This is a genomic window from Marinobacter sp., from assembly GCF_041687235.1.
Classification (GTDB): Bacteria; Pseudomonadota; Gammaproteobacteria; order Pseudomonadales; family Oleiphilaceae; genus Marinobacter.
The window spans coordinates 26,736-53,734 of record NZ_JAWLCH010000015.1; the positions used below are offsets into that span (position 1 = coordinate 26,736).

The 26,999-nt window shown below is 58.7% G+C and carries 24 protein-coding genes; 11 read left to right on the forward strand and 13 right to left on the reverse strand.

Annotation, left to right across the window (positions count from 1 at the left end):
• Positions 1-8: 8 nt before the first annotated feature.
• From ACESMK_RS16680 to ACESMK_RS16690, 3 genes are read left to right on the forward strand one after another with little or no spacing between them, the layout of a single operon-like run.
• Entirely contained in the window at positions 9-2,861 is a 2,853-nt protein-coding gene (locus tag ACESMK_RS16680; RefSeq protein ID WP_373001188.1) for a valine--tRNA ligase, read from the forward strand.
• Between the two features lie 5 nt (positions 2,862-2,866).
• Positions 2,867-3,760, forward strand: coding sequence for a ketopantoate reductase family protein (locus tag ACESMK_RS16685; RefSeq protein WP_373001190.1), 894 nt, complete (start codon positions 2,867-2,869; stop codon positions 3,758-3,760).
• A 13-nt stretch (positions 3,761-3,773) separates the two neighbouring features.
• Positions 3,774-4,331: a cob(I)yrinic acid a,c-diamide adenosyltransferase gene (locus ACESMK_RS16690; protein WP_014576743.1), complete on the forward strand. Its 558-nt coding sequence runs from the start codon at positions 3,774-3,776 to the stop codon at positions 4,329-4,331.
• 36 nt (positions 4,332-4,367) lie between these two features.
• On the opposite strand, the gene ACESMK_RS16695 is transcribed toward ACESMK_RS16690, so the two are convergent.
• The 4 genes from ACESMK_RS16695 to ACESMK_RS16710 all read right to left on the reverse strand — a co-directional run bounded on the left by ACESMK_RS16695 (position 4,368) and on the right by ACESMK_RS16710 (position 10,420).
• A complete protein-coding gene (locus tag ACESMK_RS16695; protein ID WP_373001192.1) occupies positions 4,368-6,398 on the reverse strand; it encodes a methyl-accepting chemotaxis protein in 2,031 nt (676 codons plus the stop codon).
• Positions 6,399-6,517: 119 nt separating this feature from the next.
• A complete protein-coding gene (locus ACESMK_RS16700) occupies positions 6,518-7,405 on the reverse strand; it encodes a histidine kinase (protein WP_373001194.1) in 888 nt (295 codons plus the stop codon).
• The gene (gene ampD, locus ACESMK_RS16705) at positions 7,406-8,032 is read right to left on the reverse strand and encodes a 1,6-anhydro-N-acetylmuramyl-L-alanine amidase AmpD (protein ID WP_373001196.1); all 627 of its coding nucleotides are present in this window, start codon (positions 8,030-8,032) and stop codon (positions 7,406-7,408) included.
• A gap of 69 nt (positions 8,033-8,101) precedes the next feature.
• The gene (locus tag ACESMK_RS16710; RefSeq protein WP_373001197.1) at positions 8,102-10,420 is read right to left on the reverse strand and encodes a DUF1631 domain-containing protein; all 2,319 of its coding nucleotides are present in this window, start codon (positions 10,418-10,420) and stop codon (positions 8,102-8,104) included.
• Positions 10,421-10,651: 231 nt separating this feature from the next.
• On the opposite strand from ACESMK_RS16710, the gene nadC reads away from it, so the two are divergent.
• Complete coding sequence (gene nadC, locus ACESMK_RS16715) at positions 10,652-11,491, forward strand: carboxylating nicotinate-nucleotide diphosphorylase (protein ID WP_373001199.1); 840 nt, start codon at positions 10,652-10,654, stop codon at positions 11,489-11,491.
• On the opposite strand, the gene ACESMK_RS16720 is transcribed toward nadC, so the two are convergent.
• The 5 genes from ACESMK_RS16720 to ACESMK_RS16740 form a co-directional block, all read right to left on the reverse strand.
• Entirely contained in the window at positions 11,492-11,827 is a 336-nt protein-coding gene (locus ACESMK_RS16720; RefSeq protein WP_373001201.1) for a YqcC family protein, read from the reverse strand.
• Between the two features lie 12 nt (positions 11,828-11,839).
• Complete coding sequence (locus ACESMK_RS16725; RefSeq protein WP_373001203.1) at positions 11,840-12,637, reverse strand: ParA family protein; 798 nt, start codon at positions 12,635-12,637, stop codon at positions 11,840-11,842.
• Between the two features lie 61 nt (positions 12,638-12,698).
• Positions 12,699-13,397, reverse strand: a complete 699-nt coding sequence (gene hda, locus ACESMK_RS16730; protein ID WP_373001205.1) for a DnaA regulatory inactivator Hda — start codon at positions 13,395-13,397, stop codon at positions 12,699-12,701.
• On the reverse strand, positions 13,394-13,954 hold the full coding sequence (locus tag ACESMK_RS16735) for a CDP-alcohol phosphatidyltransferase family protein (RefSeq protein WP_373001207.1): 561 nt from the start codon (positions 13,952-13,954) through the stop codon (positions 13,394-13,396). The genes hda and ACESMK_RS16735 overlap by 4 nt, the downstream gene beginning before the upstream one ends.
• Positions 13,955-13,975: 21 nt before the next feature.
• A complete protein-coding gene (locus ACESMK_RS16740; RefSeq protein WP_373001209.1) occupies positions 13,976-15,325 on the reverse strand; it encodes a DUF2066 domain-containing protein in 1,350 nt (449 codons plus the stop codon).
• Between the two features lie 159 nt (positions 15,326-15,484).
• Here ACESMK_RS16740 and purM point away from each other — a divergent pair, with 159 nt between their 5' ends.
• The 3 genes from purM (at position 15,485) to ACESMK_RS16755 (ending at position 18,033) form a co-directional block, all read left to right on the forward strand.
• Complete coding sequence (purM, locus tag ACESMK_RS16745) at positions 15,485-16,549, forward strand: phosphoribosylformylglycinamidine cyclo-ligase (RefSeq protein WP_373001211.1); 1,065 nt, start codon at positions 15,485-15,487, stop codon at positions 16,547-16,549.
• Positions 16,546-17,208 carry a phosphoribosylglycinamide formyltransferase gene (purN, locus tag ACESMK_RS16750; RefSeq protein WP_373001213.1) on the forward strand — a complete coding sequence of 221 codons (663 nt, stop codon included), beginning with the start codon at positions 16,546-16,548 and terminating at the stop codon, positions 17,206-17,208. The genes purM and purN overlap by 4 nt, the downstream gene beginning before the upstream one ends.
• Positions 17,209-17,298: 90 nt before the next feature.
• A complete protein-coding gene (locus ACESMK_RS16755) occupies positions 17,299-18,033 on the forward strand; it encodes a DUF3108 domain-containing protein (protein ID WP_373001215.1) in 735 nt (244 codons plus the stop codon).
• Here ACESMK_RS16755 and ACESMK_RS16760 read toward each other — a convergent pair.
• From ACESMK_RS16760 to apbC, 4 genes are all read right to left on the reverse strand, one after another.
• Positions 18,030-19,307: a valine--pyruvate transaminase gene (locus ACESMK_RS16760; protein WP_373001217.1), complete on the reverse strand. Its 1,278-nt coding sequence runs from the start codon at positions 19,305-19,307 to the stop codon at positions 18,030-18,032. The genes ACESMK_RS16755 and ACESMK_RS16760 overlap by 4 nt on opposite strands.
• A gap of 74 nt (positions 19,308-19,381) precedes the next feature.
• The gene (locus ACESMK_RS16765) at positions 19,382-19,981 is read right to left on the reverse strand and encodes a YjaG family protein (protein ID WP_373001219.1); all 600 of its coding nucleotides are present in this window, start codon (positions 19,979-19,981) and stop codon (positions 19,382-19,384) included.
• Complete coding sequence (gene dcd / locus ACESMK_RS16770) at positions 19,978-20,544, reverse strand: dCTP deaminase (RefSeq protein ID WP_064230566.1); 567 nt, start codon at positions 20,542-20,544, stop codon at positions 19,978-19,980. Before dcd ends, ACESMK_RS16765 begins: the two co-directional genes overlap by 4 nt.
• Positions 20,545-20,606: 62 nt before the next feature.
• A complete protein-coding gene (gene apbC / locus ACESMK_RS16775) occupies positions 20,607-21,707 on the reverse strand; it encodes an iron-sulfur cluster carrier protein ApbC (protein ID WP_373001221.1) in 1,101 nt (366 codons plus the stop codon).
• Positions 21,708-21,904: 197 nt separating this feature from the next.
• Here apbC and metG point away from each other — a divergent pair, with 197 nt between their 5' ends.
• Genes metG through rsxC form a run of 4 tightly spaced genes read left to right on the forward strand, consistent with a single transcriptional unit; the run spans position 21,905 to position 26,998 of the window.
• Positions 21,905-23,935 (forward strand): methionine--tRNA ligase, encoded by a 2,031-nt coding sequence (gene metG, locus ACESMK_RS16780; RefSeq protein ID WP_373001223.1) that lies wholly within the window; start codon positions 21,905-21,907, stop codon positions 23,933-23,935.
• A gap of 44 nt (positions 23,936-23,979) precedes the next feature.
• Positions 23,980-24,561 carry an electron transport complex subunit RsxA gene (gene rsxA / locus ACESMK_RS16785; protein ID WP_008172856.1) on the forward strand — a complete coding sequence of 194 codons (582 nt, stop codon included), beginning with the start codon at positions 23,980-23,982 and terminating at the stop codon, positions 24,559-24,561.
• A 29-nt stretch (positions 24,562-24,590) separates the two neighbouring features.
• A complete protein-coding gene (gene rsxB, locus ACESMK_RS16790) occupies positions 24,591-25,169 on the forward strand; it encodes an electron transport complex subunit RsxB (protein ID WP_373001225.1) in 579 nt (192 codons plus the stop codon).
• On the forward strand, positions 25,169-26,998 hold the full coding sequence (gene rsxC / locus ACESMK_RS16795; RefSeq protein WP_373001227.1) for an electron transport complex subunit RsxC: 1,830 nt from the start codon (positions 25,169-25,171) through the stop codon (positions 26,996-26,998). The genes rsxB and rsxC overlap by 1 nt, the downstream gene beginning before the upstream one ends.
• The last annotated feature ends 1 nt before the right edge of the window (position 26,999 follow it).

Genomic DNA, 26,999 nt, shown 5'->3' on the forward strand with positions numbered 1-26,999 from the left:
AGAACCCCATGGAAAAAACCTACCAGCCAGAAAACATCGAGCGCCAGTGGTACGAAAACTGGGAATCCAAAGGGTACTTCCGCCCCAGCGGCGAAGGCGATTCCTACAGCATCGCCATCCCACCCCCCAATGTCACCGGCAGCCTGCACATGGGCCATGCGTTCCAGCACACCATCATGGACACCCTCACCCGCTTCAAGCGCATGCAGGGCCGCAACGCACTGTGGACCGTCGGTACCGACCATGCCGGCATCGCCACCCAGATGGTGGTTGAACGCAAGCTGGCCGCGGAAGAAGACAAAACCCGCCACGACCTGGGCCGGGAAGAGTTCATCAAGCGTATCTGGGACTGGAAAGAGCACTCCGGCGGTACCATCACCCGCCAGATCCGCCGCCTCGGCAACTCCGTGGACTGGGACAACGAGCGCTTCACCATGGACGACGGCTTCTACAAAGCCGTTCAGGAAGTGTTCATCCGCCTGTACGACGAAGGCCTGGTTTACCGCGGCAAGCGTCTTGTGAACTGGGACCCGAAACTGCACACCGCCATCTCGGATCTGGAGGTGGAGAACAAAGAAGAAAAGGGTTTCTTCTGGCACCTCCGCTACCCGCTGGCTGACGGCGCGCAAACCCAGGATGGCAAGGATTACCTGGTGGTCGCCACCACCCGCCCGGAAACCATGCTGGGCGACACCGCCGTCGCCGTGCATCCGGACGACGAGCGCTACCAGCACCTGATTGGCAAGCACGTGATGCTGCCGCTGGTGAACCGCCGGATTCCCATCGTCGCCGATCACCACGCCGACCCGGAGAAAGGCTCCGGCTGCGTAAAGATCACCCCGGCACACGATTTTAACGACTACGCCGTCGGCAAACGCAACAACCTGCCGATGGTCAATGTCATGACCCAGGATGCCAACATCCGGGACGTGGCCGAAGTGTTCAACGCCGACGGTACCGAAAACACCGAACTCGACGGCACCATGCCGAGCGCCTATGCCGGTCTAACCCGCGAAGCGGCTCGCAAGCAGATCGTTGCCGACATGGAAACCGAAGGACTGGTCGAGAACATCGAGGATCACGTGCTCAGCGTCCCCCGTGGCGACCGCTCCGGCCTGATCATCGAGCCGATGCTCACCGACCAGTGGTTTGCAGACGCCAAGACCCTGGCCAAGCCGGCCATCGAAGCGGTGGAAGATGGCCGTATCCAGTTCGTACCCAAGCAGTACGAGAACATGTATTTCTCCTGGATGCGGGACATCCAGGACTGGTGTATTTCCCGCCAGCTCTGGTGGGGCCACCGTATTCCGGCCTGGTACGACGCCGAAGGCAACATCTACGTGGGCCGCAGCGAAGACGAAGTTCGCCAGAAACACAACCTGGCCGCCGATGTGGCGCTGAATCAGGACGAAGACGTACTCGATACCTGGTTCAGCTCTGCGCTCTGGACCTTCGGCACCCTGGGCTGGCCGGAGATCAGCGAGCGCCTGAAAACCTTCCATCCCACCGACGTGCTGGTCACCGGTTTCGACATCATCTTCTTCTGGGTTGCCCGGATGATTATGATGACCATGCACTTCATGAAGAACGAAGACGGCACACCGCAGGTTCCCTTCCACACCGTGTATGTCACCGGTCTGATCCGGGATGAGCATGGGGACAAGATGTCCAAGTCCAAGGGCAACGTTATCGACCCGCTGGACATGATCGACGGCATCAGCCTGGATGACCTGCTGGAGAAACGCACCGGCAACCTGATGCAGCCCAAACTGGCCGAGAAAATCGGCAAGCGCACCCAGAAGGAATTTCCGGACGGCATCGCCGCCCACGGCACCGACGCCCTGCGCTTCACCCTGGCAGCCATGGCCACTACCGGTCGCGACATCAACTGGGACATGAAACGCCTGGAAGGCTACCGCAACTTCTGCAACAAGCTGTGGAACGCCGCACGTTACGTGCTGATGAACACCGAGGGCGAAGACTGCGGCGTTAACGACGAGCCGGTGGAACTGTCCCTGGCGGACCGCTGGATCATCAGTGAGCTGCAGAGCTGCGAACAGGAGGTCATCCGCCACCTGGACCAGTATCGCTTTGATCTGGCCGCCTACGCACTTTACGAGTTCATCTGGAACGAATACTGCGACTGGTACCTGGAACTGTCCAAACCGGTGCTGAATGATGAGAATGCCAGTGCCGAAGCCAAGCGCGGCACCCGCCGCACCCTGGTGCGGGTACTGGAAGCGGTCCTGCGCCTGGCCCATCCGATGATGCCGTTCATCACCGAGGAAATCTGGCAGCGTATTGCTCCGCTGGCCGGCAAGACCGGCGACAGCATCATGCTGCAACCCTTCCCACAGCCGGATGCCACCAAGCAGGATGCGGCGGTGACCGCCGATATCGAATGGCTGAAAGGGGTCATTGTAGCCGTGCGGAACATCCGTGGTGAGATGAACATTTCCCCGGCGAAAAAGATTCCGGTATTGCTGCGAGGCAAAGACGCCGATGACCAGCGGCGCATGAACGACAACCGCCAGTTCCTGAGCTCTCTGGCCAAGCTGGAGAGCCTGGACTGGTTCGAGGGCGACAAAGCGCCGATGTCCGCCACCCAACTGGTCGGGGAAATGGAGGTGCTGGTCCCCATGGCCGGCCTGATCGACAAGGATGCGGAACTGAAGCGTCTCGATAAAGAGCTGGAGCGCCTGCAGAAGGAGATTGGACGCCTCGAGGGAAAACTTGGGAACGAGAAGTTCACCGCCAAGGCCCCGGCCGATGTGGTTGAAAAGGAGCAGGAGAAACTCCGGGACGCCCAGAGCAGCCAGGCTCGCCTGAGCCAGCAAAGAGCCGACATCGAGGCCATGTAACCAGGATGATCGGGATTCTCGGGGCAGGGTCGCTGGGCAGGCTCTGGGCAGCGTCAATGCCGCCTGGCAGTGCTGCTTTCATTGCCAGGCCTGACGAGTCTCCCGGGTCGGATCTGGGCTACCGCTTCCGGCCTTTTAACGGCCCGGAGTCCATCGCCCGGGTTCCCTGGCTTCGGGCCTATGACAGGCCGGAGTTGATACTGGTTACCACCAAGGCCGGCGATACCCTTGACGCCGTCGCCGGCTTGGTCGACCGGTGTTCCGGGGATACCCCGATCATTCTTTTCCAGAACGGCCTCGGCAGTCAGCAAGCCGTGGCTGACCAATGGCAGGACCGCCCTATCCTGGCGGCCAGCACCACCGAGGGCGCCAACCGGCCGGAGCCAGACCTTTTGGTCCACGCCGGAACCGGCGACACCTGGGTTGGCCCACTGACCGAGCCCGCCCGGCGCAGTGTCGAAAAAGCCGTCGCCCTGTTGAGGCGCACTGGCCTGGCCATTCATCCCGAGCCGGACATCCTGCAACGTCTGTGGCAAAAGCTCATCATCAATGCCGGCATCAATCCCTATACCGCCATCCTGGACTGCCCCAACGGTGACATCCTGGCGGCTTGCCTCTATCAGGACACCATCGACGACCTGTGCCGGGAGTTATCGGCATTGATAGCTGCTGCCGGTCAGGGTGAGGAAACGCCTGCGGCACTGCGCGGGCGCATCGAGAGGGTCGCCCGCAACACAGCCAAAAACACCTCGTCCATGCGCGCCGATATTCTCCACGGCCGCCGAACCGAGATAGACTTTATAAACGGCTACCTGGTGCGGCTGGGAAAAGAGCTTGGTATCGAAACACCGGTGAACCAAATGCTGACCGAACGGGTACAACAACTGTCGTCACATTAACAGGAGCAGACTGATGGGCAACCGCCTTTCCAAGATTTACACCCGCACCGGAGATGATGGCTCCACGGGCCTGGCCGACGGCAATCGTATTGCCAAAAATGCCCAGCGAGTTGAAGCCATGGGCACCGCCGACGAGCTCAACTGCCACATCGGGCTGCTGATCGAGACCCTGGACAGCGACGACGAGCTGGTCGAAAGCCTCCGCCGTATCCAGCACCATCTGTTTGATCTGGGAGGCGAGTTTGCCATTCCCGGCAGCCGCGTCATCGGTGACGAACACATCGAATGGCTGGAGGGCACCCTGGACCGGCACAACGAGGGCCTGCCACCACTGAAAAACTTTGTTCTGCCCGGCGGTAGCCCCGGAGCTGCCCAATGTCATCTCGCCCGGGCGGTATGCCGCCGCGCGGAACGGGTTGTAGTCGCCCTCGGCCACGAAGACTCCATCAACACTGCCTCCAGGCACTATCTGAATCGGCTGTCCGACCTGTTGTTCGTGATCGCCCGGGTGCTCGCCCGCCGCGAAGGAGGCGAGGAAATTCTCTGGGAGCAAAAAAAATCCGGCCTCTAACGGCCGGATTCCTGATGACAGGTAGGGTCGCCCAGGTCAGACCTTGAAGGCCTCGACCAACCGCTGCAGCGACGCCGTGAGCTCTGACATCTCCCTGGATGAGCCGAGCGTCTCCTCGGCGTTGGCGGCGGTGCGCTGACCGAGTTCGCCAATCTGTGCGACGTTCGAATTGACGTTCTTCGCAACGGCGGATTGCTCTTCAGCGGCCTGGGCAATCTGGTGACTCATATCGACGATCACCGAGATGCCCTTGGCAATCCTGTCCAGCGCTTCCGTTACCTCACCCGACTTCTGAACCGTCGCCTCGGTAACATCCCGGCTGTTGGTCATGGCGGAAACGGCATCTTTCACGCCGCTCTGAAGCCGCGAAATCATGCCCTCGATCTCTTCCGTCGACTTGTGAGTACGCTGTGAAAGCGAGCGGACTTCATCGGCCACCACAGCAAATCCACGCCCCTGCTCTCCGGCTCTGGCAGCCTCGATAGCGGCGTTCAGGGCCAGCAGATTGGTCTGTTCGGCAATGGCTTTGATCTCGATCAGTACCTGGCTGATGTTATCGCTGTCCTTACTGACCCGATTGATCACTTCCACGGCACCGGATATCTCCGTTGCCAGCTTATTGATGGTTTCAACAGTGTCGGCAACCACACCTCGCCCGGTCTCGGTATCCTGTTCGGCGTTGCTGGCGCTGTCTGCAACCCTGTGCGCACTCTCTGTGACTTCGTGGACCGCCTCGACCATCTGATTCATGGCTTCGTTGATCTGGCCGCTCTCTTCCATCTGGCGCGCCACCGCCTCGCTATTGGCGGCGGCGGTATCATTGACCCGGGTCGCCTGCTGGTCAACATCGGCCGTTGTCCGGCTGACCGAGCGGATCAGCTCGGCAATCCGGTCGGTCATGTTGTTGAACTCGGTGGTCAGTTCGCCCAGCTCATCGCGGTTACGCAGCATGATATGGGTGGTCATATCGCCGGCAGCAACGTTTCTTGCCGCCGCGCTGAAGCGATTGATGGCGGTGCGCACGGACATGAAGAACCCGATGTAGAGATAGACGACCACCAGAAGGACAGCGACCAGCGCAATCACAATCAGGCGCCGCTGATTGATCTCGCTTTCAAGCCGCTCACCAAGACTCGTCTCGACAACTTTGAATGCCGCCGTTTTTACCTGGTCGTAGTGGACCAACTGGTCTGACATCAGCTCGTCGTATTCTGACCATGGCATTTCCAGGCGCATTGGCGTAATCACGTTCAGATCCAGCTGGTCCCGAACAACCATAAGACTCTCATCAACCCGCTGGATGGCATTGTCGGCCTCTTCAGCAAAGTTCGGCGATGCCTCCGAGGCCAGGGCCAACGCAGGTGAGAGCAGTGAGCTACGATTGGTCAGCTGGTCATAGATTTCATTCAGGGTCTCGCTCAGTGCGTACCCCACCTGCCCCTCAACCAGAGCGAAAATACCGTAGGATTTTGCCCGCCCGATCACGGTACGTGCTGCAGGGAGCGCATCTCGGACCAGGCCCAGAATAAGCTGGTTTTCTCTGGAAGCACCCTGCCCCAGGCCCGAAATCTCAATGGTCGCAGACAACAGGGCCTGGGACTTCTGTACAAATTCCTGATAGTACTTGAACTGGGGATCAAAATTGCCCTGATAGTTGTCATCGGCCCGAAGCGCTTCCCAATCCTGGCGGAGCGCCTCAACCTGCTCAACCCATGAACCGGACGTATCAAAGGAACGTTCCTCGGCGGTCAGGGACGAAAAGGTCGCGTCTATTTTACTGGCGGCTTCTTCTGAAACCGCCGTAATAGCGCTTTCATCCTTGATAATCGCCGGCGAACGATAATCGCGATAATCCATGGCCGCATTTACCAGCCGGTCGACCAGCTGAAGCTGCTCGAGCCCCTCAACCCCTCGGGTCATAGTCTGTACCGAGCGATTGAGCTCGGAAATGGTAAGCCACGAAAGTCCGCCGATCGGTAACAGGAACAGAATGCTGATGAGACTGAACTTGTAGACCATCGGCAGCCGGTTCATCAGGGCAATGGCAGGATTAATGAGTTGCTTCACAGTGACCCTCGTGCTGGCAAGTAACAACTGAACGGTTTTTCTTTTCTTCTATTGTCGCCTAAAGTCTTAAAAACTTAAGCATTATTTGTTGTTAAACTGTAATGTTTTATAAAATCCGGTCAGACAACCCCGGAAATGACCAGCAGAGCGAGCGTACATATCCATACCAGCATGCTTCTGTTCAGCAAATCCCTTACCGCTCTCAGGCTTCGTCCTCCGAACGCCGTCCACTCGTCCGGGTGAATCCGGGAAAAGCGGGCTGGATCCAACGCATATCCGGTTAACGACCCGTTGGCCGAAATCATGAGCACTTCACCGGCTTTTCTGGTTACACCGGTCAGGGTTCGGCGGGTTTCCCGAAGCCAGCCGGCGAGGTCTCCGGCGATCCCGAACGTCAAAGACAACAGCCTTGCGGGAATCCACCCCGCCAGTTCCGACATTCTTGCAAACCGCGGCCTGGCTGGCGCCTGGGGCCATTGATCAGCGAGCGCGACCAGGCCGCGGACCAGAACCGCCAGGCCGATACCGCCAACCACGTACCAGAAAGCCACCAGAAAGAAACGCTGGAACACCGAAACCATGAGCGCCCTGGACAAGGAGAGGTGCATCGCTTCCGGAGACACAGCCGCACCCCGCTCATCGGCCGGCAAACGGTCTTTCACGTGGTGCCAGGCCGACTGCATGTCGCCCCGCTGCCAGGCTTCTGCGTAGGCACGCAGCACCTGCCGCCAGCCCGGCGTGCCCATGAGGGCAACCAGGACCAGAAACTCCAGTGGATAAGCCGCCATCCTCCAACCGGAGGACACCAGTAGATACTCGGCCAACCCAAGCAGGAAAGCCGGGAGCAAAACCAGCGCCAGCCCGGTGGTTATTCCCGATTCGTGGCCAGCACGAACCCGACTGCCATTACGGAACCACTTGCGCCAGAGCTCATCGCCGGACAGCATATCCAGGGAATCCAGGCGTCGGCGCACCATATACGCCAGGAGAAACACGACCAGTACCATTCAGGTTTTCCCTCCGGAGGATCGGGTTGCGTGCAGGGCTGCGTGAAAAGTGCGCCAGTTGAAGGCGGGCCCAGGGTCGCTCTTCCTGCCGGGCGCGATATCGCAATGCCCGGTAATGCGATCGGTGGTGATATCTGGCCAGGCCAACATGATCAGCTCACTCACCTCCGCCAGCCTGCGATACTGCTCCGGTGTGTATGGAATCTCGTCGGTACCTTCAAGCTCGATCCCGATGGAGAAATCGTTACATTCCTCCTGCCCCTCAAAACACGAGCGTCCGGCATGCCAGGCACGATCGAGCAGGCTGACAAACTGGACAAGGGTTCCGTTCCGGCGGATCAGCAGATGGGCCGACACCTGCATGCCCGCAATGGTCTGGAAATAGGGATGGGCAGTGTGATCGAGACGGTTGCAGAAGAAATCTTCTATTTCCGGACCGCCGAACTCGCCGGGAGGAAGACTGATGTTGTGAACAACCAGCAAAGAGATGTCCGTGCCCTCGGGGCGGGGCCCGAAGTTGGGCGAGGGACACCAGCGGGCGAAAGGGATACGACCGGTGTCCCGAAGTGATTTTACATCGGTATCAGGCTCATTGAGGCGTTCGGAAAAAACGTCTGAATCAGGCAAAGTAATTCCAAAAGTTTCAGAGGATTACATTACCTGATTGAATCACAAAGTTGCCACGGTTGCTACGAATCAGTCCTTACGGCTACTGCGGAGGTTGTCGATAATCGACTCCAGTGCCCGGTCGAAAATCAGGCCATCATCCAGCATGCTGATTTTCCCCGCTTCCATGTCTGCGGCCAGTTCCTGGCGATGGTATTCGGCCACCTTGGCACCACTGCGGTTAACGAAAATGTACTTGCCGGTGGCCTTGATAAACGCCGCTAGCTTGCACCGAACTTTGGTTTCGTCACGGGTTAGTTCAATCCAGGATCCAACCCGTAGACTCTCGGCTTTTTGCAGCCACTGTGGAGACACGAGGTCCGCTGTCTCGGCACTCTCAGATTCAAGTGCACTCTCAGGTTCAAGGGAGGATGGCTCGCTCACCCCGGCAACAGGCTGCTTGCCCGGCGCCGCCGGGGCCTGGGTTTCCTTCAAGACCTCTTCAGCCTCAACAGGCGTCGCAGGCGCCCCCGCCGGGCGCTCAGACTGAGGCAGGTCCTCCGGCGTCGCTGAGGGAGATTCCTGCCGGGACGGTGCAGTCACGAGACGCTGAAAAACGTCGACGTGCGCGAGCTCCAGATCACGGATCGCGGCATCAGTGGCAAATGGATCCCAGGAGATTTCCTGCAGCGCCTTGCGAAGATCATCCACAATGGCCGGAATGGCACGCAACAAATCGCCGCGGGTCGATTCACTGACCGGGCGTGGGTCGACGCTCCACACCAGCTGTTCAGTCAGGTTCCGGGCATGCTGCCAGCGATCACTATCCTCGCCTTCCCGCAAAACGACCCACTGCAGGTACTTGGTCCAGGCTTCGTTGAGCAGGCCAGCGACCGATTCGGGAATGTCGCGCTGTTCAGTCAGCTCTTTCACCAGACTCTCGGCTGCCTGGGAGGCGCGCTCCTGGCGGGCCCGACCTTCCTCCGCATCCCGGAGTCGCTGCTCCACGAGCTCCCGACGCCGGCGATCCAGATCCATGAAGTGACTGAAATCCTTAAGCAATTCCTCAAACAGCGTGACGTTGGTGGTGAATTCGCTGAGCACCCGATCCACCACCCACTCAATTTTGTCCCGCAGCGGATCCCTTTGACCGGCCTTTTTCTCCGTCCAGCCAATGGCCGACAACGCCAGCTCGTTGAGCAGTTTGCGGACCGGATGACCGCCTCGGTTAAAAAAGTTCTTGTCGCTGAGGGCCACTTTCAAGACCGGAATCTGCAGCCGCCCGATCAACGCCTTCATGACCGGGTGCAACTGCCGGTCTTCCAGAATGAAGTCAAACAGCATGGACACCAGGTTAATAACATCGCTGTCCACCTGCCCCACACTCAGACTCTTGCCATCACCGGAGCGCAGAAGGGGCTGTAGCTGCTCGCTCAGCGGAACAACAGCGCCATCGCCCCATTGCCGGCTGCTGGACTGGGCCTCGGTCAGGCGCGCCATCAGCCGATCAGTATCAATGTAGCCTCCCCCGCCCGGCGCTACTGAGCCAGAAGACGAGGAATCACCACGGTGCAATAACGCACTGAGCTCGGAAAACGTGGCCTGGGACATGGACGAATCGTGGCTGTCACCGGCGGAGCTACCCTGGTCTCCGGTAGCCGATGGCGCCGCGCCGGCGTTTGGTGAGGGTTGACCAGAGCGTGCTGGCACCTTGCCTGCGGGCGGCCGCTTCATATCGGGCATAACCCCCTCATTGATCAAGGTGCGGTTCGCTTCCTTGTAGAAATCGCCAAGAGTATCGGCAAGCAGGCGATCAAACAGCTTCAGAACCACCAGCTTTGCCCGGATATCAATGTCGAGATCGGCACAGGCCTCCGCTACGCCACCGCAGATAATCTCCGGGCTCAACGGCATCTGGGCATCTTTCAGATCAATACCCGGAACCAGGTGCCCTACCCGCACCGTCAGCAGCCGGATCTGTTCCGTGTACCGGTTCCGGAGCTTGTTGATCAGGTTGTCGATAGCCACCTGCTGCTCCAGCTGCGAATGATCAACGAGGCTGAGCGAATCCTGGTCAACGTCATCCAGTGACCGGGCTGCCTGCTGCGGCTGGAATTTGCCGATCTCGTTGAAAGCCTGGCTGACATACTGGAGGATCGAAACCACCATGGCCTTGCGGCGCAACCTGAGTTCGCGCATGGCATCGAAATAGGCGGTCTGGTCGAGGTTTGAACCGGCCCTGTCGGCGAGTTCGAAAAGGGCGTCATCGGCACGATCAAAAAAACTGGCAAGAACGGACTTCAGGGACTGACCCGATGCGTCACGCAGGCGAACAAGCGCAGCCGGCAACGAAAACCGGGCGGGCGGTTTCTGGCCTGAAAAGCTGACAACCTTGTTATCGTGCACCATGTCACTGCTCCGCCTTGTATTGCACTAATGCTTGTCTGTGCCTGTGTGTTTCTCCACTTCATATGATACGAGCTGCCAACGTCAGGTTGTGTCAGATTTTGTCACCTTTTGTGTAGACCTGACCTGCATCACAGTTTAGCAGTCTGAACTCAAGAGTTTGGTGATTCACCGGCGGCCCTTTAGAATTGCAGCCTACGAATCTCCACCCAAAACCACCGGACGCTTTGCACTATGATTACGCCAGAACTCCTCCGCCAGGCCAGAATCGAGAATGTTGCCCAGAGCCTGCGGGAAGACATTGGTGATGGCGACGTCACAGCCAGACTGATTCCCGCCGACAGGCAGGCCAGCGGCCGCGTGATTACCCGGGAAGCCGCAACAATTGCCGGCACGGAGTGGGTGGACGAGGTTTTCCGGCAGGTCGATCCGTCCGTCAGACTGAACTGGCAGGTCTCCGATGGTGAAACGGTATCACCAGACCAGATACTGTTCACCATGGAAGGCCCCGCGAGAAGCCTGCTCAGTGCGGAGCGTGCCGCTCTGAACTGGCTCCAGACCCTCTCCGGTGTCGCCACCGTCTGCGCCGGCTATGCAGCCCGGGTGGCACACACCAGGGTCCGTTTGCTGGATACCCGGAAAACACTGCCCGGCCTGCGCCTCGCCCAGAAATACGCCGTTACCTGCGGCGGCTGCTTCAACCATCGCATCGGCCTGTGGGATGCGTTTCTGATCAAGGAAAATCACATCGCTGCCTGCGGCTCCATTGCCGAAGCCGTACAGGCGGCCCACCGGATCGCTCCCGGGAAACCCGTTGAGGTGGAGACTGAAAACCTCAACGAGCTTGAACAGGCCCTGGAGGCCGGCGCCGATATTGTCATGCTGGACGAATTCTCTCTGGAGGACATGCGAACGGCGGTTGCAACCGCCGGGGGGCGGGCAAAACTTGAGGCCTCCGGAGGCATCAACGCCACTACCCTGGTGCCCATTGCGGAGACCGGCGTGGATTTCATTTCGATTGGTGCCCTGACCAAGGACGTAAAGGCGATTGATCTGTCCATGAGGCTGGACTGATCAATCTCCGGACAGCAACCGGTCGATTTCCTCCAACGCCCGGACCAGCGCGCTGCCGGACTCTGGCCGGCCCCGGAAATGTTCTTCGGCCATTGGCGCTATGCCGGACGCCGCCGGCAGCGGATGATCGTTCTCTATAATCACCTTCATCCTGGCCACGAACACAAACTGCAGCCACTGGGTGAACTCCAGAGTATCAATACAGAACGGCTGAACACTCCGGAACGCCTCTTCCGGGGGAGGCTCCGACTCCCAGAGCCCGAGTTGCCGCAACTCCATCTCAATGTTCAGCAGGCAGTCCGCAACCTGCCCGATCGGGTTACCGGATCCGGTCATAGCAATCTCGCTTCAGTCGGTGAGCGGCTCAAGCTCCACGGTTTCGCCATGCAGGACCCGAAAGAGGTCTTCGTACTGCCGCGTCAGCGGGTGCTTGGGCGCCATATGAATCAGCGGCTGCCGGCTCTGATGGGACTCCTTCATTTTCACGGAACTTGAGAGCCGCACAGGCAAGACCGGCAAGCCTTCTTCGATAAGCTCCCTGACCAGTTGCTTCGGCAGACTGGCACGGGGCTGGAACTGGTTGGCAACAATCCCCTCAACCACCAGATCTTCGTTGTGATCTTCCTGCAGATCACGGATTTCATTGAGAATGTTGTACAACGCCTGACGGGAAAAGTCGTCACAATCAAACGGTATCAGGCAACGCTGGGCCGCGATCAGTGCAGAGCGGGTGTAGAAATTGAGCGCCGGGGCCGTGTCGATGTATATCGCGTCGAAGGATTCACCCAGCTTTTTCAGGGCCTCACGCAGTTTGTATATTTTGTGCTTGGCCTCAAGCTTGCGTTCCAGGAAGTCCAGCTCCGGACTGGAAGGCATCACGAAAAGATTCTTGAAGGGTGAGGCGTGGACGAACTCGTCCGGGCGGCGATTGAACACGGTAAAGGCAACCGTCTGCTCGAGCAGATCGGCGACAGTGTCCTTCAGTTCGCTGGCCGGCTTCCCCAGCAGGTAGTGGGTTGAGTTCCCCTGCGGATCGAGATCCACGACCAGGGTTCGCTTTCCGCGGGCGGCACTGATAGCTGCAAGATTGCACGTGATACTGGACTTACCGACACCGCCTTTCTGGTTGAATACCACCCGTCTCATTTCGTCTCTCCCTTGATAAACCCGTTATCGTTCTTTTGTATCACAAAGAATCCGGCGCCACTCACCAGCCCATCACCGTTTTCACAAACGGGATCGTGAGTCTTCTCTGCGCCTGAAGTGAATTCTCATCCAGTATATCCAGAATCCCCAGCAAATCACCGAGCCTTCGTGGCGCCCGACGCATGATATAGCCAGCCACATCATCTGCCATCACGAGACCGCGTTTCTCGGCTCGCGCCATAAGGATTTTCAGGCGATCCCCGTCCCGGTAGATACCGAGCTGGATGATGAGCCCGTGACTGAATCGCGAGACCAGATCCGGCAGCGTGAAGGAGAGACTGGCCGGCAAATCGGACAGACTTACCAGCAACAACCCGCCACGATCCTGTATCCGGTTATAAAGATGAAATATGGCCTCTTCCCACATCTGCTGGCCAGCGATGCGGTCGGCATCATCCAGACACACGATATCGTGGGACTCAAGGCCCGATAACGCCTCGGGGCCAAAGGGTTCAAGCTCGGCAATGCTGATACAGACCGCTGTCTTGCCCTGGTTTTCTCCGAGGTGGCAGGCGGCCTGGAGAAGATGGCTCTTGCCGGTATCGGAATCGCCACAGAGGACAACCACCGGCACACCATCGGGTCGTTGGCAGACAGTTTCAAGACGCCTGGCGGCGTTCGTGTTCCGGTCGCCATGGAAATTATCGAATCGGGCATCGTCACGCAGCTTGACTCCGAGCACCAACTGGGAAGCACTCATGACCGGGTCGCCCTCCAGGCCCGTAATCCCCACACGAACAGGTAATGCCCTCCGCTGAACACGGCGGAAACCGCCACCAGGAGAATACCGGCATCCACCACCCAGGGCTGCATCGGCAGATCTGCCAGAAACACGATAATGGCCAGGGCCACAAGAATCTGTATGAAGGTATTGATCTTGCCAGGGATGCTGGGCTCCATATCGTAGCGACCAACGGTGTAATGGAAAGCCAGCGCCCCGATTACAATCAGCAGATCCCGTCCCAGAACCAGCAAAAACAGCCAGACCGGCAGCACAGAGGTCAGCGTGAGCATCAGGTACGCCGTAATCAGCAACGCTTTGTCGGCCAGAGGATCCGCGATTGCCCCAAGCCTGGAGCGCCAGTTGAAATGTCGGGCCAGGAACCCGTCAACCGCATCCGTGCCAGCCGCGAGGAAGAAAATCAGCAGCGCCCGGCGATAGTCTCCGGCCAGTAGCGCTGCCGCGAAGGGTGCTATCAGAAGAATACGCAGAAACGTCAGGGCATTGGGAATCCAGCGCCAGCGGTGCAAATTCAAAAGACTCCCTCCGGTTACACCTTACTCGCCGCCATCGCTCCCGATGACAGAAGACGGTTGCCAACGATAATACAGAACCTGGTACAGGGATTCGAATGCTTCCCTGGCCTCTTCTTCATCAACGGCTACCGGCTGATAGGTAAACAGGGACGTATCCACGGGCTCTTCGGCAGGCGATTGCTGGTCCGGGACCGCTGCTTCGGCGTTGGCGCTTTCCTTGGCGCCGTCAGCATTTGTAACAGGAGAAGGCAACTGGTCTGTCGAACCCCCAGGGCCACCCTCGGAGCCGGCCGGACGATCAGATTCCATGGGAACAAACCGGGGATCCAGGGCAATGTATTCCCGAAGCTGGTCCAGCTCACCGGAAAATGCCACTCGCAGGGTAAGCTGGTTATCCCGCACACGGTGTGCTCCGACACTGACAACCGGTGTCAGCCCCTCGAGCACCTTATTGGCCCTGGCATAGTCCTCAAGCGAGGATACGCCACGCAGGACAATATCCACTTGCGGGGAATCGCCCACCTCCGACGCAGCCACCGCGTATCGGCTGGCGTATAGCTCGGCCCAGCGGTTAATCATGGCCTCCGCGAGTGCCTCAGGGGTATCGGCGCTTACCGACTCCTCGCCCCCTTCCATGGCCATACCGTCGAATACCCATCCAGCACGCCACTGCCCTCCCGAGCGACTGACCCGCACCAATGCCAGGACATCATGGTCCAGATCTTCGGACGCTGACTTCACCCGACCCACGAACTGACCCCAGATATCCGAGAGCAATTCCCTATCCGTTGTGAAGTCCGATGGTGGCAACGCCACCGGCAGCCCTCTCTTCCTGGCAGCTTCATCGAAGGCGGCCTGCCAGGTTTTCCCGTCTTCTTTCTCGTCCCCTGAAGCGGCCTCTCCTTCAGGCCGGGTAACGAGGGTACGTGAGCCCCGATCCTCAGCGGCGATCCAGGCCAGAGTGAGCGGCCGGTTGGCACCCCAGACCGGCGCATCAATGGATGCAAGGGCACGGTTAACCCCCACCGCTCCGAAGGACATGCTCAGAATACTCCGGCCGGAGTCGTCCCGGGCAACCTGATAGGACAGCAGTAACGACTCGGCGTCGGACAACAGTCCTTCCACGCCGTCCATCGCCAACACATCGCGGGTACCGGAGACCCGGACAAACACCTGACTCAGCCCGTCCGAATACCCCTTTGCCAACTGATCCGGCGAAGACCCCTCCACCGGAACCCTTGCCGAATACAGGCCAGACACAGTTACTGCGTTTGCCTGGGCGGAGAATCCCACCAGCAAATAGGTAAACAACGCAATGATCCACGCCGTGGATACAGACCCGTGTGCCGGCTTTTGTCCTGATACTGACATGAAACACCCTGCAGTTCGCATGAATGGCGCATAGGATACACCATGCCCCATGGCCTGAGTAGCGGCCCCGGATGTCAGAAAAGCAATATACATTTGGAGCACCACACCGCACCTGTTAAAATCCGCCGCCTGACCCACTGGCCAACGGTTAAGTACACCATGAGCGAACAGAAGCCCTCCCTGACCTACCGCGATGCCGGCGTTGATATCGACGCCGGTAATGAACTCGTCAGCCGTATCAAGGACACCGCAGCGCGCACCCGCCGCCCGGAGGTTCTGGGCGGTCTCGGAGGTTTCGGCGCCATGGTCTCTATTCCCGCCGGATACAACGAACCGGTTCTGGTTTCCGGCACCGATGGGGTGGGCACCAAGCTCAGACTGGCCATGCAGCTGGACAAGCACGACAGCATTGGCATTGATCTGGTCGCCATGTGCGTGAACGATCTGGTCGTTGGTGGCGCTGAGCCGCTCTTTTTCCTGGATTATTATGCAACCGGCAAGTTGAATGTGGATGTTGCCGCCCAGGTTGTGGCCGGAATCGGCGAAGGGTGCGAGCAGGCGGGTTGTGCGCTGGTGGGCGGCGAAACCGCCGAGATGCCGGGCATGTATGAAGGCGATGACTACGATCTGGCGGGCTTCTGCGTGGGCGTTGCCGAGCGCAGCGAAATCATCGATGGCAGCCGGGTCCAGTCCGGCGATGTGCTGATCGCCTTGGGCTCCTCTGGCCCCCACTCCAACGGTTACTCCCTGATCCGGAAAATCCTGGAGGTGAGCAACGCCGATCTCAACCAGCCGATGGGTGAGACCACCCTGGCCAATGCCCTTATGGCACCGACGCGGATCTACGTAAAAAACCTTCTTCAGCTGATTCGCGAAGTGGATGTACGGGCGCTTTCCCACATCACTGGCGGCGGCCTGCCGGAAAACATTCCCAGGGTGCTGCCGAACGGCGCCATTGCGGCCATTGATACCGACAGCTGGTCACTGCCCCCGGTATTCCAGTGGCTGAAGGACCATGGCGGCGTTGCCAGTGAAGAAATGTACCGCACGTTCAACTGCGGTATTGGAATGATTGTCTGTGTGCCCGCCAACCAGAAAGAGCTGGCTCTGGATACCCTGAAAGCACTGGGCGAGCACGCCTGGCAGGTAGGGCTGATCGAGCGTGCCGAGAGCGAAGAGGCTGACGCCTGCGTTCGCTACGCACCGGGGCTTCTGTCGGCATGAAGGCAGATCAGACTCCGTTACCGAAAATCCTGGTGCTTGCTTCCGGAAGCGGCACCAACCTGCAAGCGTTGATCGATGCCAGCCGTGAACGGGATTTTCCCGGACAGATTGTCGCCGTCGGCTGCAACCAACCCGGTGCCTTTGCCCTGGAACGTGCGGCCCAGGCCAACATCGAAACCTTTGTGGTTAACCATAAGAATTTCGAATCCCGCGAAGAGTTTGACGCCTCCCTGATGGCGGAAATCCTCCGCCACAACCCCGACCTGATCGTTCTTGCAGGATTCATGCGGATTCTGACCACTGATTTTGTCCGGGCTTTTCGGGGCAAGATGCTGAACATACACCCTTCCCTGTTGCCGAAATACACCGGTCTGAACACCCACCGCCGGGCGCTGGAAGCAGGTGACACCCTCCACGGTGTCTCCATTCACTTCGTAACCGAAGAACTGGATGGCGGGCCGGTTATTGCCCAGGCCGAAGTCTCCATAGCCCCGGACGACACGCCCGAAAGCCTTGCGGAAAAGGTCCAGGCGAAAGAACACGTTCTGTACCCCATTGTCGTTCGCTGGTTCTGTGAGGGCCGAATTCAACTGGGCAGCGATTTCGTGATGTTTGACGGTGAGGCCCTGAACGCGCCGATGTGCCTTCCGGACAACTGAGTATACGCCTGAACGAATTGTCATCCCCGCATCTTGCCCAAGCAGCTACACTGTCGCCATTGATGACGGTAATTACTCGGGTATAACACGATGCTCTCACGACGACTCACCAGAGCTGGTTGCACTGTCTTGCTGGCCTGCCTCGGCATGTTCGCCGGGCCGAGCGCTCTGCACGCACAGACCGAAGCAGAGCTTGTCCCATTCGAGGCCAGTTACACCGCAGCCATGGAAAAGGGCCTGTCCCTCAATGGCACGGCAAAGCGAACACTCACCTCCCAGGGAAACGACATCTGGCTGTACCGCACAGATGTTGACTCCTTCATTGCCGATATCGACGAATCGCTCGTCTTCCGCTGGGAAGAGGGGCGGGTCATACCAATGAGATACCGGTACCGCCTGTCCGGCTTTCTGGTAAGTGACCGAAAGAACTCCATCGACTTTGACTGGTCTGAAGGCATCGCAACCGGCAAATACAAGGGCAAGCCCTTTGAGCTGGAGCTGGAAGAAGGCTTGCTGGATCCACTGGGCTATCAGCTTCAACTTCACCAGGACATCAAGAACGGAAAGCGTGAGATGACTTACCGGGTTCTCGACGGTAAATCAATTGACACTGATCGCTTTGCGGTAATCAATGGCGAGGCCATGAGCACCGGCAACGAACAAAAGGCCACACTCAAGGCTGAGAAGGTTCGCGAGGATTCCAAGCGCCAGACCCTGATGTGGTTTGCCCCGGAGCAGAACTTCCTGCTGGTCCGACTCAAGCAGGTGGAACCGGATGGCAGCACCTATGAGATCAAGCTCAAGGAAGCCGAGTTTGAGCGCTAGAGGTTGCCTCCGGCCTCACTCCAGACGGCCTTGACTTCATCGGCGATGATTCGGAGGCCGTCGGCAACCCGGTCATCGTCCTGCGAATAAGTCACTCGCAGACATTCGTGCCGGTGTTTCCAGCCATCTTCCGGCAAGCCCGGGAAGAAGTAATGCCCCGAAACCACCAGAACACCCCGGTTTTTCAGTCGCTGATACAGCTCCAGGCTGGTAATTGGCAAGTCCGGAAACCAGAGCCAGAGAAACATCGCGCCTTCGGGCTTGTGGATATACCAGCGACAACTGTCCTCGCCCATGGCATCTCTGAAAACGGCCACCGCCTTCTGCATTTTTGCCTTATAGAACGGGCATACCACATCCCGGCTAAGGGACAGGATTTCGCCGGAACGAACCATCGGCTCCGCCAGCATGGCGCCGAAACTGCCCGTGGCCAGGTTCATGATGGCGTTGATGCCAGAGAGCGCCTTTATGATCGGCTCGGCGGCAATCACAATGCCCGTTCTCGCTGCTGGCAGGCCCAGTTTCGAGAGACTCAGACAGAGGATGATCTGCTCGTTCCAGGTGGGCGTTGCATCGACGAACAACAGGCTGGGGAACGGCGTGCCATAAGCACCATCCACAATCAGGGGAACGTCGTGTTGTCGCGCAAGCTCTTCAAGCCGCGCAAGCTCCTCGTCAGTGACGACGTTACCGGTGGGATTGGTGGGCCGCGACACACAGATGGCCCCGGTCTCGCCGGTCACTTCCACGGCGTCGAAGTCCACCCGGTACTTGAATTCATGGGCGTCGGTAAAGGAGATGTCCGGCTGAACCGCGTGGAACAACCCAGGCTCAATGCCCGCGTCGGCATAGCCTATGTACTCTGGCGCCAGGGGCAACAGGATGTGCTTGCGATGCCCTCCACCATAGTCACCGCCGAACATGTTGAAAAGCATGAAGAAAGCCGCCTGACTACCGTTGGTCAGTGCGATGTTCTCGGGCTTGAGACCCCAGCCATACTCCCGGTTCAGCAGGTCGGCGAGCGAGGCGATAAACTGCTTTTCGCCCTGGGGCGGATCGTAGATGCCGACCAGCCGTCGAACGTCGCCCTCGCTGCGGCTCATATCGGCCAGAATTTCCTGAACTCTCTGCTGTATCTCGGGAATATGCCCCGGATTACCGCCACCCATCATGATCATGTCGTCGCCGGATGCCATGGCATTACCCAGGTCATCCATGAGAGACGTGATGCCGGCATCGGCGGTGAACTTTCGACCAAAAGCAGAGAGTTTCATGGGGTAAAATCCATCTGACCTAATCTGAAAATAACGAGTAGTACCGGAAGTGTAGCTTGCTCCGGCACTGGCGTTTATTCGTTGAGCGAGATACCCAGGTTACTGACGCCCTCGTTGGCTGCGTCCTCCCGAAGCCGGGCCACAAACTGGTCGGTGGGCGTTCGCTGGCGTTTCAGGGCCAGGATCAGGTCCCGTTGAAAGGTTTTGTCTTCCTTCATCAACGGATGGTGATCGAGCAGACGAACCAGCTCGTCTTCCTCCAGGTCTTCCCCTTCGGACAGCTCGATGAAATTCATCACTGTCCCGGTGGCCATTTGCGAGGCATCGGTAGCGCGGTGTTTGGCTGGGTTCAGGCGGTTGAGCAAAGCCTGCTCGAGAAGCTGGCAAAAATCGAACGCGGGATAGACGCCATAGGCGTCGTAGGCTTCCACATCCGGCGACAGGGCTTCCAGTTTCGCGAGCAACTGGGGGATGGCAGATTCCGAGACGTCCTTCTGGAGCATGTCCCAGCCGAGATCGAGAAGCTGGCGCATCTTGGCGCCGGTCTTCAGGCCCACGGCATCAGCAAACAGCGCGTAATTCGGAAATGAGCGCTCGGCCAGAGCGAGCAGGAAGGCGCACTCGCGCCAGCCCTGCAACTGTGAAACGGCTTTCAGAAACTGGTTGGCGTTCATGTCCTGGGCAGGGTCACGCCGGTCTGGCCGAGGTATTTTCCGCCCCGATCTTTGTAGCTGGTCTCGCAGATCTCGTCGGATTCGAAGAACAGCATCTGGGCCACGCCTTCGTTGGCGTAGATTTTGGCCGGCAGGTTGGTGGTATTGGAAAATTCCAGAGTGACCTGGCCTTCCCACTCCGGCTCCAGCGGGGTAACGTTGACGATGATGCCGCAACGGGCATAGGTGGACTTGCCCAGGCAGATGGTCAATACGCTTCTCGGGATGCGGAAGTATTCAACGGTGCGGGCCAGTGCAAAGGAGTTCGGCGGGATGATGCAGACGTCGCCGGTGTAGTTGACGAAGCTGTTTTCGTCGAAGTTCTTCGGGTCCACGGTGGCCGAGTGGACGTTGGTGAAGATTTTGAATTCGTTGCTGCAGCGTACGTCGTAGCCGTAGCTGGAGGTGCCGTAGGAGATCACGCGGCCTTTTTCGGTTTCACGAACCTGTCCGCTTTCATACGGTTCGATCATGCCGTGTTGTTCGGACATCCGGCGAATCCACTTGTCGGATTTGATGCTCATTGGCGAAGTCTCGTATCCACTGGGAAAATTGGGGCGTAGTTTACCTGTTCGCTTCGGGTCTGTCAGTGCTCGGTCACTGAAACGCTTGAGATTGAACCAGAGAGGTTCCGCTCGCGGGTCGAGAGCTCAGCCCCTACCCTTCTTGCGATATCCCGGTAACGACGGGCCACTTCGGAATCCGGTTCGGCGATCACCGAGGGGGTGCCGCCATCGGTCTGTTCGCGGATGGTCATGTGCAGTGGCAGCTGGCCGAGGAGTGTGGTGTCGTATTCCTGGGCAATGCGTTCGCCGCCGCCGTGGCCGAAGAGGGGTTCTTCGTGGCCGCAGTTGCTGCAGATGTGGACGCTCATGTTTTCGACAACGCCCAACACCGGAATGTCGACTTTGCGGAACATTTCGATGCCTTTTTTGCCGTCCAGCAGGGCGATGTCCTGGGGTGTGGTGACGATGACGGCGCCGGTTACCGGGACTTTCTGGGCCAGGGTGAGCTGGATGTCGCCGGTGCCGGGGGGCATGTCGACGATGAGGTAGTCGAGTTCGTTCCAGAGGGTCTGCTGGAGCAGCTGCATCACGGCACCGCTGACCATGGGGCCGCGCCAGACCATGGGGGTTTTCTCGGTGACGACGAAGGCCATGGAGTTGGCCTGGAGGCCGTGGGCGTCCATGGGCACGAAGTATTTGTTTTCGCGGGTGTCCGGGCGCTTGCCTTCGGGCACGCCGAGCATCATGCCGATGCTGGGGCCGTAGATGTCGGCGTCGAGGATGCCCACTCGCGCACCTTCGGCCTGAAGGGCCAGGGCGAGGTTGACGGCGGTGGTGGATTTACCGACGCCACCCTTGCCCGACGCGACAGCGATGATGTTTTTCACGCCGGGGACCGACGGCAGGTCTTTCTGGACTTTGTAGGAGTGGATTTTCTGGCCCACATGGACGTCCACATTCTCTACGCCGTCAACATCTTCCAGGGCGTTACCGACCAGCTGCTTCAGGGCACCTGCGATACCTTTCGAAGGATAGGGAAGCTCGACCATGAGGGTGACGTTTCCGCTGTCGTCGGCATTCAGGGACTTTACGGCACCCAGTTCGTAGAGGTCCTTGTTCAGGTACGGGTCACGGTATTGGCGAACCGCTGTTTGCAGGGCCTGCTCTGAAATCTGTGTCATCGGGTTCTCCGGAATAAGCTCATGCTCGATTTTAAGCACGGAAACAGGTGATTCGGGTGAAAATTATCTGCTCGGAAGGTATCATCTGTGCCCGTTTCTGACCATATGGGGTCTTTACCTGAGGCAATCAATTGCAACTGCCGCCAGACCCCGTTTTGTCTTTCCAACCCGTGTCAACATAAGGTTCGGACATCACCATGACGCAAGCGAACAAGCAACAGCGCGATATTCTGGTTACCAGCGCCCTGCCGTACGCCAACGGCCCTATCCATCTCGGGCACCTGCTGGAATACATTCAGACTGACATCTGGGTGCGCTACCAGAACATGCGAGGCCACAATTGCTACTACGTTTGCGCCGACGATGCCCACGGCACCGCGATCATGCTGCGGGCCGAGCGGGAGGGTATTACCCCGGAGCAGCTGATTGACCGGATTCGTCAGGAGCACCAGGAAGACTTTGCCGGCTTCCATATCCGTTTTAACAACTATTACTCCACACACTCGGAGGAGAACCGTTACTTCTCGGAGTACATCTACCGCCAACTGCAGGAAAACGGGCATATCGCCACCCGGAAGATCACCCAGTTCTTCGATCCGGAGAAGGAGATGTTCCTGGCCGACCGTTTCATCAAGGGCACCTGCCCCAAGTGCAAGGCGGAAGACCAGTATGGGGATAACTGTGAGGTCTGTGGTGCCACCTACACGCCGGCCGAGTTGATCAATCCGCGCTCCGCGGTCTCCGGTGCCACGCCGGTGGAAAAGGAATCCGAGCACTATTTCTTCAAGCTGCCGGATTTCCACGATTTTCTTGCCAGGTGGACCCGAAGCGGAACTCTGCAACCCCAGGTGGCCAACAAACTGGCCGAGTGGCTGGATGCCGGACTGCAGGAGTGGGACATCAGTCGAGATGCCCCCTACTTCGGTTTCGAGATTCCGGATGCACCGGGCAAGTTCTTCTATGTCTGGCTGGATGCTCCCATTGGCTACCTGGCCAGCTTCAAGAATCTGTGCAACCGCGAAGGCATCGACTTCGAGCACTTCTGGAAGGCGGATTCCACCGCCGAGGTCTACCACTTCATCGGCAAGGACATCATCAACTTCCATGCCCTGTTCTGGCCATCCATGCTCCACGATGCGGGATTCCGCACGCCCACGGCGGTCTGGGCTCATGGTTTTGTGACTGTGAACGGCAAGAAAATGTCCAAGTCCCGGGGTACCTTTATCATGGCCCGGACCTACCTGGACCACCTTAACCCGGAATACCTCCGCTACTACTTCGCCGCCAAGCTGACCGGCAGCGTGGATGACATGGACCTGAACCTGGAAGACTTTGCGGCCCGGGTAAATTCCGATCTGGTCGGCAAGGTGGTGAACATCGCCAGTCGCAGTGCCGGCTTTATTACCAAGCGCTTTGACGGCCAGCTTGGCAAGATCACCGAACAAGACAAGCTGAAAGAGTTTATCGATGCCGGCCAGCAGATCGAGGAATTCTACGAAGCCCGTGAATTCGGCCGCGCCATGCGCCGTATCATGGAACTGGCAGACATCGCCAACCAGTACGTCAACGACGAACAGCCCTGGGTCATCGCCAAACAGGAAGGCCAGGACGAGAATCTTCAGGCTATCTGCACCAACGCCATCAACATGTTCCATCTGCTGATGACCTACCTGGCACCGGTGCTTCCGGAGACGGCGAAGGCGTCCGAAGGGTTCCTGAACGCGATGTTGGACTGGAACAATCGCAGCCAGCGCCTGGAGAACCACGCCATCAACAAGTTCAAGCCACTGATGAACCGGGTGGACATGGCCCAGATCGAGAAGATGCTGGATGCCTCGAAAGAGGAATTGCCTGCAGCGACCGGAAAGCCGGCGCCTGCTGCCAATCTTGAGCCCATCGCTGATGAAATAGAATTTGGCGATTTCGCGAAAGTGGATCTTCGCGTCGTTAAAATTGTCAAAGCCGAGCACGTGGAAGGCGCCGACAAACTTCTTCGCCTTACCCTTGACGTAGGGCATGGCGAGCGCAACGTGTTTGCTGGTATCAAGTCAGCCTATAAGCCGGAAGATCTCGAGGGGCGCCTGACGGTCATGGTGGCCAACCTCAAACCGCGGAAAATGAAGTTCGGGATGTCTGAGGGCATGGTTCTGGCAGCAGGCCCCGGTGGCAAGGATATCTTTATCCTGTCCCCGGATTCCGGCGCCACCCCCGGCATGCGGATTATGTAAGGGCGGCCGGGCAACGCTGGCAGGGGTCCAAGGGAGCAAGGTAAATGACCGAATATCTGCTGATTCTGGTCAGCACCATTCTGGTGAACAATTTTGTACTGGTTCAGTTCCTGGGCCTGTGCCCGTTCATGGGCGTATCCGGCAAGCTGGAAACCGCCATGGGCATGTCCCTGGCCACCACCTTCGTGCTCACTCTGGCCTCGGTCTGCAGCTACCTTGCCTACACCTACCTGCTTGAGCCGCTGGACCTGGCATTTCTCAGGACCATCACGTTCATCCTTGTGATAGCGGTGGTGGTCCAGTTCACAGAGATGGTGGTGCGAAAAACCAGCCCCTTGCTGTACCGGGTGCTGGGCATCTTCCTTCCGCTGATTACCACAAACTGTGCGGTACTTGGCGTGGCACTGCTTAACATCAACAAGAACAACAACTTCGTTGAGTCGGTTCTTTACGGATTTGGCGCAGCCGCAGGCTTCTCCATGGTTCTGGTGCTGTTCGCTGCCATGCGTGAACGGATCGCCGTCGCCGACGTGCCGGTGGCCTTTCGCGGTGCCGCCATCGGGCTGGTCACCGCCGGGTTGATGGCGCTGGCTTTCCTGGGATTTGGCGGCCTGGTCAGCGTTTGATCGGCTGGCAGGATTAGGAGTAACAGGTTATGTGGACAAGCGTTCTTGTTGCCGTTGTGGTTCTTCTGGCCCTTGCCGTTGTCTTTGGGGGCCTGCTCGGCTTTGCGGCCGAACGATTCCGGGTGGAAGGCAACCCTCTGGTCGATCAGATTGACGCCCTTCTTCCTCAGACCCAGTGCGGCCAGTGCGGCTATCCTGGCTGTCGACCCTACGCCGAATCCATCGCAGAGGGGGGGCCCATCAACAAATGCCCACCCGGTGGCGAGTCCACCATCAAGGCACTGGCGGACCTGCTGGATGTGGAACCGGAACCGCTGGACGCGGAGCACGGAGTTGAGCAGGTCAAGCGTGTTGCAGTCATTCGCGAAGACGAATGCATCGGCTGCACCAAATGCATCCAGGCCTGCCCCGTGGATGCCATTCTTGGCGCCGCAAAACACATGCACACAGTGATCGAAAGTGAATGCACCGGCTGCGACCTGTGCGTTGATCCCTGCCCGGTGGATTGCATTGACATGGTGACGGTGGAACCAGACATCCGCACCTGGACCTGGACACCGCCCAAATCGGGACTCATTGCCACCGATCGCCAGGGAGCCAACGCCTGATGACTCAATTATGGGACTTCTCCGGCGGCGTTCACCCCCCGGAACACAAAGATATTTCCACAGGGCGCCCGATCCGCACCGCAGGTGTGCCTGACTACCTGATTCTGCCGCTTCAGCAGCACATCGGTGAGCCCGCCGAAGCCATTGTTGACGTCGGCGAGCGGGTCTTGAAGGGCCAGAAAATTGCCGATGTGAAAACGGGCATGGGCGTTCCCGTTCATGCGCCAACATCCGGCGTGATCGAGAGCATTGCCGACTTCCCGGTTCCCCACCCTTCAGGCATGGCAGACCGGTGCATAACCCTGAAACCGGATGGCGAAGACCAGTGGTGCCCGCGAAACCCGGTGAAGGATTATCGTTCGCTGGAGCGGGATCAGGTTCTGCAGATCATCCGTGACGCAGGTATCTCCGGCATGGGTGGTGCCGGCTTTCCCACCAACATCAAACTCAGACCGCCCCGCGATCGCAAGGTAAATACCCTCATTCTCAACGGGGCCGAATGCGAACCCTATATCACTGCCGATGACATGACCATGCGGGAAAAGGCCAGTGAAGTGGTTGCGGGCCTGAAAATCATGGCCTGGATTCTGCGGCCAGACCGGTGTGTGATCGGCATTGAGGATAATAAACCGGAAGCCATTGCCGCTCTTGAAAAGGCAACCGAAGGCACCCAGACCGAAATTGCCGTTATTCCGACCAAATACCCTTCGGGTGGCGAAAAACAGCTGATCCAGATACTGACGGGCATGGAAGTCCCCAGCGGCGGTATTCCGGCCGATATCGGCGTGATGTGCCAGAACATTGGGACCGCTGTCGCCGTGGCGCAGGCAGTGCTTGAGGGCACGCCGTTGATTTCCCGGGTTGTCACCATCACCGGAGAGGCGGTCCGTGAACCCGGCAACGTTGAGACGCTGATAGGCACGCCGATCGAGTACCTGCTGGAACTGGCCGGCGTTCGGCAAGACCAAGTCAGCCGCCTGGTACTCGGTGGTCCCATGATGGGTTATACCCTCACGACAGAAGCAGTCCCGGTGATCAAAACCACTAACTGCGTCATTGCCGCAACGGCCAGTGAATTACCGACACCGCCTCCGGAGCAGCCGTGTATCCGGTGTGGCCAGTGCGCAGAGGCGTGCCCCATGGAACTGCTGCCACAACAACTGTTCTGGCATGCCAAGGCGACCGAATTTGAAAAAGCCGAGCACCTGAATCTGTTTGACTGCATCGAATGTGGCGCCTGTTCCTATGTCTGCCCGAGCTCCATCCCGCTGGTTCAGTACTATCGATTTGCCAAAGGCGAGATCCGCGCACAACAGGCGGAACAGCTAAAAGCAGATCGAGCCCGGGAGCGTTTCGAAGCCCGCCAGGCGCGCCTTGAACGCGAACAGCAAGAGAAAGAGCTGAGACGTCAGGAGCGGGCGAAGGCCGCGGCCGAAGCCCAGGCAAAAAAGAAGGCCGAAGCTGAGAAAGCAGCGTCGGAGGGTGAGGCCATTGATGAACGCTCCGCCAAAGCGGCATTGGTTCAGGAGGCCCTGGCCCGAAAGAAGGCCAAAGCCGACGCTTCCCGGTCCTCCGCCCCAGCGGAGCCGGCGGCGGAAACCAAACCGGATATCGATGCGCTCGAGAAGCAACTGACCCAGGCGCAATCCAAACTGGAAACCATGCAGGGCATGCTCGAAGACGCCAAGGCCCAGCAGGCAGACAACGTCGAAAAGCTGGAGCGTGCTGTGGCCAAGAATCATGACAGGGTAAAAAGGGCTGAAGAGGCACTGGCCGAAGCCAAAGACAAGCTGGCCGCTCAGCCGGCCGAAACCCAGTCCACCCACTAAA